The organism is Halanaerobaculum tunisiense, from assembly GCF_054657635.1.
On record NZ_BAAHYI010000001.1, the window covers coordinates 1 to 13,989 of the forward strand.

The 13,989-nt window shown below is 29.8% G+C and carries 9 protein-coding genes; all 9 read right to left on the reverse strand.

Translation table 11 applies throughout. From position 1 onward, the window contains the following. Window positions 1-154: 154 nt before the first annotated feature. Entirely contained in the window at window positions 155-2,500 is a 2,346-nt protein-coding gene (locus tag ACYQ3D_RS00005) for a hypothetical protein (protein WP_459834757.1), read from the reverse strand. A gap of 334 nt (window positions 2,501-2,834) precedes the next feature. Next, the gene (gene ltrA / locus ACYQ3D_RS00010; RefSeq protein ID WP_459834760.1) at window positions 2,835-4,196 is read right to left on the reverse strand and encodes a group II intron reverse transcriptase/maturase; all 1,362 of its coding nucleotides are present in this window, start codon (window positions 4,194-4,196) and stop codon (window positions 2,835-2,837) included. A 495-nt stretch (window positions 4,197-4,691) separates the two neighbouring features. Next, on the reverse strand, window positions 4,692-6,152 hold the full coding sequence (locus tag ACYQ3D_RS00015; RefSeq protein ID WP_459834762.1) for a hypothetical protein: 1,461 nt from the start codon (window positions 6,150-6,152) through the stop codon (window positions 4,692-4,694). A 198-nt stretch (window positions 6,153-6,350) separates the two neighbouring features. Next, on the reverse strand, window positions 6,351-7,700 hold the full coding sequence (locus ACYQ3D_RS00020; RefSeq protein WP_459834764.1) for a serine/threonine-protein kinase: 1,350 nt from the start codon (window positions 7,698-7,700) through the stop codon (window positions 6,351-6,353). 370 nt (window positions 7,701-8,070) lie between these two features. Beyond that, window positions 8,071-9,432, reverse strand: a complete 1,362-nt coding sequence (gene ltrA, locus ACYQ3D_RS00025) for a group II intron reverse transcriptase/maturase (RefSeq protein WP_459834760.1) — start codon at window positions 9,430-9,432, stop codon at window positions 8,071-8,073. 527 nt (window positions 9,433-9,959) lie between these two features. After that, on the reverse strand, window positions 9,960-10,559 hold the full coding sequence (locus ACYQ3D_RS00030) for a hypothetical protein (RefSeq protein WP_459834766.1): 600 nt from the start codon (window positions 10,557-10,559) through the stop codon (window positions 9,960-9,962). A gap of 718 nt (window positions 10,560-11,277) precedes the next feature. Beyond that, window positions 11,278-11,706, reverse strand: a complete 429-nt coding sequence (locus ACYQ3D_RS00035; RefSeq protein ID WP_459834768.1) for a hypothetical protein — start codon at window positions 11,704-11,706, stop codon at window positions 11,278-11,280. Window positions 11,707-11,812: 106 nt separating this feature from the next. Continuing rightward, complete coding sequence (locus ACYQ3D_RS00040; RefSeq protein ID WP_459834770.1) at window positions 11,813-12,007, reverse strand: YwbE family protein; 195 nt, start codon at window positions 12,005-12,007, stop codon at window positions 11,813-11,815. Window positions 12,008-12,021: 14 nt separating this feature from the next. Then, window positions 12,022-13,932: a DNA topoisomerase (ATP-hydrolyzing) subunit B gene (gyrB, locus tag ACYQ3D_RS00045; protein ID WP_459834772.1), complete on the reverse strand. Its 1,911-nt coding sequence runs from the start codon at window positions 13,930-13,932 to the stop codon at window positions 12,022-12,024. Window positions 13,933-13,989 lie beyond the last annotated feature (57 nt).

Here is a 13,989-nt window from a genome sequence, read left to right on the forward strand (position 1 = left end):
GTCACATAACGTCCCGAGGCTTCGCGACGTCTGCGGAATAATCACTACAACTTATTTTTACACCACCCTGTATTTCATAAGTCAGCTCCTACTCTCGTGTATGCTCCCTAGCAGATGTCGCTAAGCCTGTGTTATATGACGGAAATAGGTAGTTTTAACTCTTATTATCCGGAAGCCTTTTAGGAAAATCTTCCCACATTTTTGTATAGTTTGATTCCTCTTTAATAGAAAACCTTAATCCTGAATCAAAAGATCTTAATTTTAATAATGGAACAAAAATTAATGGATCTTTAAAGCTAGGAAGTTCAAAAAAATTATCATTTAATAAATTTAATTCTACAACATTATTAGCATCATTTATTAATTTAACCTTAGTTCTTCCATAAGTTTCTTTAATTTTTTTATGCAATCTATAAACCATAGGATAAATACCTAAATCCTCCATTGACTGAATAATTTCTTTTATTTGGTAACAAAATCTCTCTAACTTTTTCTTAGGCGGAAAATCTTCATCTTCTCTTTGATGACTTGTACAATTTCTAATTTTACACACATCTATATTTTTTAGTCTTTGACTTAAACTTTTTAATTCAGTAATTACTCTTTGAAAATTTTCTAAATCTAATATTAAATGTTTATGTAAGAAAGGAAAGAAACATAAATCATGTTTATAACCAAATGGTAAATTAACTTCTTCTTTTCTATACTCGGTTTTGTTCGTTTTTAATTCTTCACAAATCAGAGCCAAAACTTTAAATCCCTCAATCAAAGGATACAAAGTATTCTTTCCTCTTGAATCTAATTCAAGCTTGTGATCTTCACTAAGATTATACCCATTAAGATATTTAAACATTATTTCTTCAGCCTCTTTATAAAAGTAACTAAAATTCGTATTTTTATAATGATCAGACAACAAGACCCAACACATAAAACTTAAACTCTTTTGTAATATTTCTTCTAATGAAATAAAAAAGTTAATTGATTTGCTTCTTATTAATTCCTTTACTTCTTCAGTATATTCATTGTGTTTTACACATTCCTCTCTAAACTTTTGATGTCTATCCCAAAATATTTTTAATTCATTTGGAAAAGTATTTAATCTAAAACCTAATTTCCATATTATTTTATTTAATAATAACTCTTCTTCTTTCTCGCTATCTGGAATAAAAAAGTTACCAAATCGTAAAATATCAAAACTTTTTTTTAGTTTATCCACATCATCAAAAACTAAAGTCAATAATATTTCTTCAATATCATTATTACTTATGTAATAATCTAATTTTTCATATTTTTTATTTGTTCTTTTCCCATTTATATTAAGATGTCTCAATTTCCAATTTAGATTTTCAATTTCTTCTTTTGTAGAATATAATTTTTTTAGTAAAAGTCGCAATCTTTTTAAACCAAACTGTTCATCTAACATAATTTGATTAAGTGGTATACTCCTGATTCCAAATTTTGAGCATTGACAAGTAAAACTAGTAGTAGAAGCTTCATTATCAAATCCAGGTAAAAAATTCTTATTAAAACTTTTTCTGATTTCAGTAGCAGGGATTATTATATTATTTTCATCAATTAATTCTTCTATTGAATTCACTATTTTTTTATTGCTTTCTAATAAAATTAACTGCATACATTCAGGTTTATCTAATTTTGATACAATTTCTTCAGCACTTCCTTTGAATTTATCATCTGATGGTAATTTATCCCTAAACTTTTCTTGTTCTTTCTCTATTAATTTTCTTAATATTTTTTGAGACTCAACCCGATTAAAACAATGCCCACAAAAAATAGGTAATTGATCTAAATCATAATGATCACACCAACTATCATATGGAAAAATTATATTTTTATAATATTTATTAGGTATTTCATTATCTCCCTTAGAATTTTTTAAAATGTGATGAGATACTTCAAAATAATTTTCCTTTTTATTGCCTTTCAATTTAACTTTATGAAATTTTTTACACCCCGGATTAGAACAATGCCATAAGTGTACAAAAGGTTTAGGTAAAATTCTTCTTTTTTCCTCGGTGACAATAATACCTAAAGGACCAACTATGATATTACCACTTTGATAAACACCTTGAGGGGTAGAATCTAATAATTCTAAAACCGCTTCATGTTCTAATATTTCTATATTTTCACCGAATATTTGATAAAATTTATTATACAAAATATTGTCAAATTTCCATGGGAAAAGAATTTGTTTTTGAGAAATTGCCAAAGATAAAATTTTCTTTAAATTATTAAATCTAGTTTCTTTAAAGTCCACTAAAAATTCTTCTGCATATAATGAATATAATATGCAAAATCTTATATACTCATCTGATAAACTTTCAAACTCATTAGAAATCATTTTAGCATATTCTTCTCCTTTTTTATTTAAAACTATTTCTTCTCCTACTTGTTCAAACGGAAAATCAGAGCAAATAATACCTCTATTTAATAATTTTTTTAAAGAAATTATCTTAAATATTTTTTCAGAATATTTCTTCATTATTTACCTCCTCGTATAATATAGTTAAAGTCATTAAACCACCTATTTCTGTCACATAACGTCCCTAGGGTTCGCGACGTCTAGCTAAACTCTCCTATAACTTGTCCATTCTCTAAAACTTTCATATGTAACTCTTAGCCTTGCCTATCCTCTTAGCCTAGATGTGGTAAGTAGATATATACACCTTATAAACTTAGAAACGGCTTTGTTTTCCCCGTTCTCTCACCCTTTCGTCTGTGAGTGTCACAATATTTGTTTCTTATCTAGTTGGTGTATACCCCTCTCAGAACCGAACTTGCCCAATTCAGGCATTCGGCTCCCCAGATGTTCCTCTTCACACAAAAGCTGAATTAAGATTAACTAAAGATTTAGGATTTACCAGAGGATATATTTTGAGTAATTTTCTAAATTGCTTCCAAGTTAAACTACTCCTCTGACCTCGTTTATTAAGCCATTTATACAAAAGTTTTATAATTTCTTCTTTAAACCTTAAGAGATTATTCCAGTTATCGCTTACTCCATAATATTGATAATGTCCTCTTAACTTCTGATTCACTTTTTGCCATATATCTTTCATAGGAAGATGTCTATTCTCTTTTATCCACTCTCGAAATTTATTTATCTTAGAGTTAAATTTCTTACGTGCTGTTTTCCACTTCAGTTTAAATCTTCCTTTTCTACTTCTTCCACAATAATGAGTGAATCCCAAGAAATCAAAAGTTTTAGGCTTACTTTTACCTCTTCTTTTTACATCTCTTTCAGCAAACCTGCCAAATTGCAATATCTTTGTCTTTTCCTCTGATAATTCTAGTCCAAATTTTGCTAGCCTTTTCTCTAATACTTTATAGAACTTTTCTACATCCTTTTGATATTGAAAGCAAAATACTATATCATCTGCATATCTTGTCATATATGCTTCCCCTTGACAGTGTTTAGTTACTATCCTGTCAAACCATAAATCGATTGTATAATGAAGATATATATTAGCAAGTAAAGGAGATAAACTTCCTCCTTGAGGAACTCCACTTTCACTTTTATAGTATTTTCCTTCTTCGATTGTTCCTGCTTTAAGAAATCTCTTAATTAATCTCAGGATTTTCCCATCTGTAATTCTATGTCGTATGAATTTTATAAGCCAGTCATGGTCTACATTGTCAAAGAAACCACTAATATCTGCATCAATTACGTAATTAACCTTCTTAGTACCTATATCTCTACTAAGATTCTTAAGAGCTTGATGACAGTTTCTTTCTGGTCGAAATCCATACGAAAAAGGTAAGAAATCCTGTTCATATATCTTTTCAAGGATTATTACTAGCGAAGTTTGTACTATTTTATCTTCTATGGCAGGTATACCAAGAGGTCTCATCTTATTACTATTTACTTTTTGTATATATTTACGTTTCACTGGATTAGGTTTAAATGAATTTCTCTTTAGCCTTTTGTATAAACAGTCAATATTTTCTTCTAAATTCTCTTTATAGCTCTCTTTAGTCTCTTGATCAATACCTGGAGATGCTGTATTCGACAGTCTCCTAAAGGCTTCACGTAAAGTACTTTTATACATTAGATGTCCTAATGAACAAAATTTTACTTCTTTATCTTTACGTGCTCTTTGTGCTATGCGAGTAAGTTTTGTTCTCACCGATTCCCTGGTTCTGAGTCCAGGCGATGTGTCCCTCACTTGCAGTTCCATCTGTTATTAGCTCCTTCCCTCCATCGGAATTACCCGACTTCTTAAGTACTACGAGAATATCCGACTTCCTATTGGCTTTTGTCTTCTTCACCTCTTCGGCTCATCAGACATACTTTCTTTCCAGAAAGACCTAATAGGATATCCCTGGGTTTCCGTATATTCTTAATGTTTAGCGAGGTAGGGGCTTAGACCACGGAGGATTTAATTATACTTGCCATTTCGTATAATTAATTGATGCCTTCCACCTTAACGACGGCTTCGACCTCCATCATTAGGTACATAGTTTTCGAGGCTCAATCCCATTCACCGCTGACAAACCAATCCAGTCGATTCTACCTTGCTAACTTTCTGTCTACGCTTAAAATATTACATTACTGTAATATCTCCAAGACTTGATACAGAGCTGGCGGCTAACCTTTGCCCTGATGGGCTTTACACCCACTAGAATATGCGACCTGCCAGGACGCACCGCTAACCCTATGTTATACGCAGTAGTTAGTGGAATAAAGAAACAATCCAATTATAAAATTTTAAACTCCATTTACTAATTCTATTATCAAATAAAGCAATTATAGCAATAAGAAGAGTAAATAATTGAATTTTACGGTTTGTAATTGTGAAATTCCTTTCAATTTCCTTTTTATTGAGTTCATGTAGTAATTTATATGTTCTACTTACCTTATTTAATTTATTTGATATTATATTATTAACTAATAAAAATAAATTTCTATTATTATTATTTAAGAATTTAGCAGATTCATTATTAATTTTTTGTTGGTTTTTATTATAATTATAATCTTCTAATAATCTATTTACATCAACTCCTATTAAATTGAGATTCTTTTGATTCTTCTTCAATAATTCATTTGGGGAAAATATAGAATAATTTTCATTTGGAATATTTGATAAAATTTCTTTACTTGATTTAGATAAGTTATAATCAAGATCATTTAACATTGAATCAACTATAATTAAATGATAAATCTCATTACCCCATTTGTGTATTTTAGGTAATATTTTATTTTGAAATGAAACATCCTCCTGCTTTCTCTTTTTATCTACTAATATTCTTAAATCAAAATTTTCACTCTTATTATATAAATTTGAATAAAATAAATGATATAACTCATCTTCACTTTTAAAATCAGAATTAGTTCCAAAAGGTATATTTACACTTCTCCAAAAAATATCATTTGGATTATCACATTCAAAAGTAAATATTTCAATTGAATAAGGATCATCTATATTTTCAAAAGTTTTTTTACTACAATATTTAGTTATTATTTCATTAGCCTCCCATTTAATATCTAACAACAAATCTTTAATATCACTATATCTTATCAAACTACCACCTACAAGAGTATAACTACAATCCCAATTTTTTAATAAAAATGAAGGCTCTACTCTATTTTCATATTCACTATTAATCAATTTATCAAATTCTTTTATACATTCTTCTGATAAAGTAACTTTTACTTCTAAAATAATATAAGAAGATAAAAAATTATTTAATAAAATTTCTATACTATCTATATACATTAATTCTTTTTTGAAATTTATTTTTCCTAACTCATAATATTCATCTGAATTTAAAAAAGAATCAAAATAATTGAATATTGAATCGAAATTTTTTTGAACTATAACTTCATTTAATGTATCATGTTTATTAATTAAAATTTCTAAACCATTTTTCAAGTTTTCTATTTGCTCTATTGGAATAGCCCAAAAGTAAAAAATAGATTCTAAATTTAATTCTATATCTTTTGAAATACTTGAAATAGACTTTTCCTCAGTATCAGAAATAAACTTTTTTTCAGCATCAACTGATTTATTTGATATTATAGGGCATAAGTTCTTTAGAATATTATTTTTCTGCATTTTAAGTTTATATAAAAAATCATATTTTCTTTTACTCCAAGGATATCTAGGTTTATATTTCTTTTTATCTCCTTTCATATTATAATCATCCTCTCACATTAAAGACTATTAAATAACTATTGCGTATAACGTCCCTGGGGTTCGCGACGTCTAGCTCAACCATCCTATAACTTGTCCATCCTCTAAAACTTTCATATGTCACCCCTACCTTCACCTATCCTCCTAGCCTAGATGTCGCTAACCCCATGTTATCAGACGTTGAGTAACAATTTAATATTATTCTTCACTATCTACTTGTTCCCAAATCACTTGAATTCTTGAATTAAGTTTGTGTTTATCAATTCTGCTATAAAGTCTAGAATAATAATCATTATTTTCCCTAAGCATTTCTGAAATTATATATCCCTCTTCATCTTTATTTATACTTAACAAAATTTCATCAAAAGACTCCATTGCTGCCCAGCGATTACACATAACAGAAGCAACAAGAATACTATTTAATACATTGGCTTTTAATTCAAAATCTTGAGTTAAAAAATAAATTTTCTCCATTTTTCTCGCTACTGTTTCTGCATACGAAAAACTATAATACATATTCTCATGGAAGAAATTTTCAAGTACTGTATTATAAATTTCTAAAATATCTTTAAATTCATCAAATAATTCCTCAATATAAATTCTATATGATTCTTCTGGAATTCTATCAAATTGTTCTAAAAAAGTACTATTATCAGATTTGAGTGAACGCAAATACCTTAAAATATTTTCTAAATTAACTTTATCATATGCTCCAGTATTCAAACTCTCTTCTAAACTCTTAATTTCACCATCAATTGATATTACAGGGTTATTATCTGGATTTAATGAAAGCAAATAATTATTCAAAGAATCAACTAATTCATTCACACTTTTGTATCTATTATCAGGATCTGTTTTAGTAGCCTTATTAACAATATATTCAAGTTCAGTATTTAAAAGATCTTTTTCAATAAGATAAGGATGTTTCTGGGTTAAAAGATAATATAAAGTTTTACCTAACTGATAAATGTCACTTTTTTTATCTGCCTCTTTTGTTCCACCAGGTCGTCTAAATTCTGGAGGAATATATCCTTCAGTACCCATCATCACATATGTGTCAGTTAAAACTGTTGAATCTCTTTCTTCAAATTTACCTAATCCTAAATCTGTTATTACTACTCTGTCATTAGACATCATAAGAATGTTATTTGGATTAATATCTCTATGTACTTCTTCAGACAAATGCAAGGAATTAATTCCTTGACACACTTCAATAAAAATATTAATTATTTCCTCTTCAGATAATTCATTATTTTTTAAATAATTTTTTAAATTACACTTTGCAAGTGGCATAACAAAATACATTGGTTTATAACTAAGATTAGTTTGTAATAACTTTATAACATTTTTTTGATCAATTTTTTCAGCAAGTCTTACTTCTCTCTCAAATCTTTTAATATTTTCCTTTTTTTTCGCTTTGCATATTTTCACAGCTTTAAAATTTTCATCATCAATATCCTTACATTTATAAACAATGCCAAAACCACCTTCACCTAATTTTTCTATCACTCTATATTTTTCATCAATTAAATCATTCTTTTCAAACATATTTTTCCTCCTTTATATGATTTAATACTTTTTATTTATTCAAGTCATTTAAAAATAACTTTCAAACTAAGATTATCTTACTCAATGTCTGATAACGTCCCTGAGGTTCGCGACGTCTCGCTTAACCCTCCTATAACTTGTCCATCCTCTAAAACTTTCATATGTAATCCTCACTCTTGCTTAACCTCTTAGCCTAGATGTGGTAAGTAGATATATACACCTTATAAACTTAGAAACGGCTTTGTTTTCCCCGTTCTCTCACCCTTTCGTCTGTGAGTGTCACAATATTTGTTTCTTATCTAGTTGGTGTATACCCCTCTCAGAACCGAACTTGCCCAATTCAGGCATTCGGCTCCCCAGATGTTCCTCTTCACACAAAAGCTGAATTAAGATTAACTAAAGATTTAGGATTTACCAGAGGATATATTTTGAGTAATTTTCTAAATTGCTTCCAAGTTAAACTACTCCTCTGACCTCGTTTATTAAGCCATTTATACAAAAGTTTTATAATTTCTTCTTTAAACCTTAAGAGATTATTCCAGTTATCGCTTACTCCATAATATTGATAATGTCCTCTTAACTTCTGATTCACTTTTTGCCATATATCTTTCATAGGAAGATGTCTATTCTCTTTTATCCACTCTCGAAATTTATTTATCTTAGAGTTAAATTTCTTACGTGCTGTTTTCCACTTCAGTTTAAATCTTCCTTTTCTACTTCTTCCACAATAATGAGTGAATCCCAAGAAATCAAAAGTTTTAGGCTTACTTTTACCTCTTCTTTTTACATCTCTTTCAGCAAACCTGCCAAATTGCAATATCTTTGTCTTTTCCTCTGATAATTCTAGTCCAAATTTTGCTAGCCTTTTCTCTAATACTTTATAGAACTTTTCTACATCCTTTTGATATTGAAAGCAAAATACTATATCATCTGCATATCTTGTCATATATGCTTCCCCTTGACAGTGTTTAGTTACTATCCTGTCAAACCATAAATCGATTGTATAATGAAGATATATATTAGCAAGTAAAGGAGATAAACTTCCTCCTTGAGGAACTCCACTTTCACTTTTATAGTATTTTCCTTCTTCGATTGTTCCTGCTTTAAGAAATCTCTTAATTAATCTCAGGATTTTCCCATCTGTAATTCTATGTCGTATGAATTTTATAAGCCAGTCATGGTCTACATTGTCAAAGAAACCACTAATATCTGCATCAATTACGTAATTAACCTTCTTAGTACCTATATCTCTACTAAGATTCTTAAGAGCTTGATGACAGTTTCTTTCTGGTCGAAATCCATACGAAAAAGGTAAGAAATCCTGTTCATATATCTTTTCAAGGATTATTACTAGCGAAGTTTGTACTATTTTATCTTCTATGGCAGGTATACCAAGAGGTCTCATCTTATTACTATTTACTTTTTGTATATATTTACGTTTCACTGGATTAGGTTTAAATGAATTTCTCTTTAGCCTTTTGTATAAACAGTCAATATTTTCTTCTAAATTCTCTTTATAGCTCTCTTTAGTCTCTTGATCAATACCTGGAGATGCTGTATTCGACAGTCTCCTAAAGGCTTCACGTAAAGTACTTTTATACATTAGATGTCCTAATGAACAAAATTTTACTTCTTTATCTTTACGTGCTCTTTGTGCTATGCGAGTAAGTTTTGTTCTCACCGATTCCCTGGTTCTGAGTCCAGGCGATGTGTCCCTCACTTGCAGTTCCATCTGTTATTAGCTCCTTCCCTCCATCGGAATTACCCGACTTCTTAAGTACTACGAGAATATCCGACTTCCTATTGGCTTTTGTCTTCTTCACCTCTTCGGCTCATCAGACATACTTTCTTTCCAGAAAGACCTAATAGGATATCCCTGGGTTTCCGTATATTCTTAATGTTTAGCGAGGTAGGGGCTTAGACCACGGAGGATTTAATTATACTTGCCATTTCGTATAATTAATTGATGCCTTCCACCTTAACGACGGCTTCGACCTCCATCATTAGGTACATAGTTTTCGAGGCTCAATCCCATTCACCGCTGACAAACCAATCCAGTCGATTCTACCTTGCTAACTTTCTGTCTACGCTTAAAATATTACATTACTGTAATATCTCCAAGACTTGATACAGAGCTGGCGGCTAACCTTTGCCCTGATGGGCTTTACACCCACTAGAATATGCGACCTGCCAGGACGCACCGCTAACCCCATGTTAGACGAAGTGGCAAGTTTTTAAAATTACACCTATGATAGTGATTTATTCTTCACATTCCTTCGTATATGGATTATCTTTTTTTATTTCTAACAATTCTCTATTATTTAACAAAAATTCAAAAAGTTTATTATCAATTTTATAATAATTATAATTTCTACCTGTTTTTTGATTAAAACTAATCAAATCTTTACTTTGTAAATCTTTAATTTCTTTTGCTTTTTCTCTCATATCAAACATCACAACTCGATTCCCTTTAAAAACAAACTTTCTTAAAACTTGCTTCTCTTTATCATTCAATTTTTTAACAATTTTCATATTCTTTTTAAACAACTTTCTTTTCTTCTCTGATTGCTTTTCTTTTCTTCTTTTTTTCTTAATATTTGAATAAAATTCTTTTACTTTATCCTTAATTATAATTAATAAATCTACTCCAAATACAAACGCCATTACCCAAAATATGATTTCAATTATAAATTGTATTTTAAGTCCAAATATAATTTTATTATTTAAAATATCCAAGTATTTATTTCCTAAACCAAACCAATTATAAATCAATTCACCAAAGACTAAAAATAACCCAATGAAAATTTGATATAACTTTTTAGTATTAATATGTTCTTTTATAAAATTTAAAAATTGCATTATTATTAACCCTGCCTTTAAATTTTAATTTTCTATTATCATTTATTAAATTAATTTTGATCACCTTTTATCTAACATTTTATACTTTTTTCTTTTTTTAAACTCTTTAATTTTAAAAAAAGAAGTATAGTCCACTAATTATAAATCTAAACTTTAGCCAACTCTTCATTAAATCATTCCACCTGTAAGCCTTTAATTTCTACTTCTCAACTCTCCAATTTATATGCTTTTTCCCTCATTATATACTGACTAACTCTTAAACTAGAATAAGCTCTTAGCATTCTTGTTAAAACTTCTAAATTAAAAGCTATAAAGCTATTCTTATCCAATTTACTTATATCTATATCCCAATATACATCTGAATTTGTTTGTTCTTCTAACCAAATAATATAAGATATGAAATAAGATAAATTACAAATAACAATTAGATAAGTAAAATATATATCTTTTTAATTATTCTTATTCTTCAAATAGAGCTCTACCATACTTGCCATTTCGTCTAACTTCTTTTTAACGACATATGTCGTTAATACTTACTCATATAGAATCTTTACGAAGTATGTCGTTAATATTCTATATATATTAATTTACTCTTTATCTTGATATTCTACTTTAATAAACATATTCCTCCAATATCATCCAATGAAAAATGATATATCCAAATTTATAAGGCATACAAAAAACCTCTGGCTGAATTCCAGAGGTTTTAATATAATATTTAATTTGATTCAATTTCAACTACTGTTTTAGGTAGCCAATACTCTTCATTAAATTTATATGCCTTTTCAGTCTCATAGGTGATCTTAAAATATTTACTCTCTATCCTATACTTATCCCTATAAGCTTTTAAGGGCAGTATAATGGTTAAATGAAAATTATCTCTGTCTATAAATTTACCTTGAATTATAAACACTTTATTATCTTTTTCTTCCTGCACATTCTGTTGGAAACTAACTGTAGATTTAGGGAACCAAAACTTATTATTAACTTGATAAGCTTTTTCACTTTCTTTGGTTATTTCAAATTGGTCATTATTAAGATGATATCCGTTATGTTCCCTAAGATATGGTAACTTATTATAATCTCTTCTAATTTCATCATTTTTATTTATAAACCACGCATCTACTATCATTTGTTTATTTTCCATATTTACTCCCTTTCTAACTAATTTTCATTACTTTTAAACAAATAAAATAACCCCTGAAATAATTTCAGAGGTTATTTATTAAATCTAGTACTTTTTCAGTCAAACTTTAAGAATTAATCTCTTTTACTCTACCAACTATTCCACTCTTCAGACGTACTTTAATTCCATGTGGATGAGTAGCAGAATTAGTTAAAATATCTTTAACAACACCATCAGTTAATTTTCCTGAACGCTGATCTTTCTTTTGGACAACTGAAACACTAAGTCCAGGCTTTATATTTTTACGCTTCTTTCCATCCATTGCTTATTCCCTCCTTAAATATCAATATTACTAGCTAAATTAGCATTATTCATAATAAATTCTCTTCGAGAACTAACCTTAGACCCCATTAGGCGATTAAATACATCATCAGCCATAATTTCATCTTCAATCTCTACTTTCTGTAGTTTCCTAAATTCAGGATCCATAGTTGTAGTCCATAATTGTTCCGGATTCATCTCTCCTAATCCCTTATAACGTTGAATACTCACTCTACTTCGATTCTTTCCTTCAAAATAGTCTTGTAGATCCTGATCAGTATATAAATACTTTGATTGTCCACCATAAGTCACCTTATAAAGTGGCGGTTGAGCAACATAAATATGATTATTAGCAATTAACTCTGGCATATAACGATAGAATAAGGTCAATAATAGAGTACAGATATGAGCTCCATCTACATCTGCATCAGTCATGATTATAATTTTATGATAACGCAACTTATCTAGATTAAATTCTTCTCCAATACCTGCTCCTAAAGCAGTAATAATTGAAGCAATTTCTTTATTCTTTAATATTTTATCCAATCTAGCCCGTTCTACATTCATAATCTTACCCTTTAAAGGTAATACAGCCTGGAATTCTCGGTTACGACCTTGTTTAGCTGAACCGCCGGCCGAATCTCCCTCAACTAAATATAACTCACAATCTTCTGGCTTACGGCTACTACAATCAGCTAACTTACCAGGCAAAGAATTGTTACTTAAGGGTCCTTTTCTTTTTCTAGCTAGTTCTCGGGCTTGTTTAGATGCCTTCCGTGCTCTAACAGCTTCTAAAGCCTTCTCCACTACTGCCTTAGCCAACTGTGAATTTCTTTCTAAATAAGAAGGTAAATAATTAGAAACCACCTGTTGAACAGTACTTCTGATTTCACTATTACCTAACTTAGTCTTTGTCTGCCCTTCAAACTGTGGTTCTGATAATTTAACACTTACTATTGCCGTCAAGCCTTCTCTTAAATCACGACCAGTCAGTCTAGGATCTGTCTTATTCAGCAAATTGTTCTTATCCGCATAATTATTAAAAGCTTTAGTCAGTGCTGTTTTAAAACCAGTTAGGTGATAACCTCCATCATGAGTATTAATATTATTAGCAAAACTATAAATTCTTTCGTTATAGCCTTTATTATACTGGAAGGCAATTTCTACGTAAGTATCATCAACTTCTTCTTCAATATATACAATATCATCAGTTAAAGGAGTTTTGTTCTCATTAAGATGTTCAATAAAGGCTTCTAAACCACCATCATAACAGTAATTAACTTCTGTTACGTCTTCTGATCGTTTATCTCTAAGAACTAAGTTTAAATTTTTATTTAAAAAGGCTGATTCTTGGAAGCGATTCTTTAGTACCTCAAATTCAAACTGTAGAGTATCAAAAATCTCCGGGTCAGGCCGGAAAGTAATTTCCGTTCCTGTTTGATTAGTACTTCCTTGTTGCTCAAATTCAGTCACTGGATAACCTTGTTCATACCTCTGATGATAGATATGCCCACCTCGATAAATCTTAACTTCTAGCCACTCGGATAAAGCATTAACTACCGAAACACCTACTCCATGTAAACCACCAGAAACTTGATAGCCACTACCATCAAACTTTCCTCCCGCATGTAATGTAGTCAAGACTAATTGAGCAGCCGGTAAACCTTTTTGCGGGTGAACCTCTACCGGAATACCTCTTCCATGGTCTCGAATGGTAACTACTTGGTCTGGTTCGAGATTAATTTCAATCTCCTCTCCATGACCAGCTAAAAACTCATCTATACTATTATCTACTACTTCCCAAATCAAATGGTGTAAACCTTTAGAACCAGTAGATCCAATATACATCCCAGGTCTTTTTCGAACAGCTTCTAGTCCTTCTAAAACTTCAATTTGTTCTGCATCATATTCTTTATCAACTACCATATTCCTTCACCCCTTTTCCATCTTCTGTAAAACGGACGTTACATCTATTATGATAGC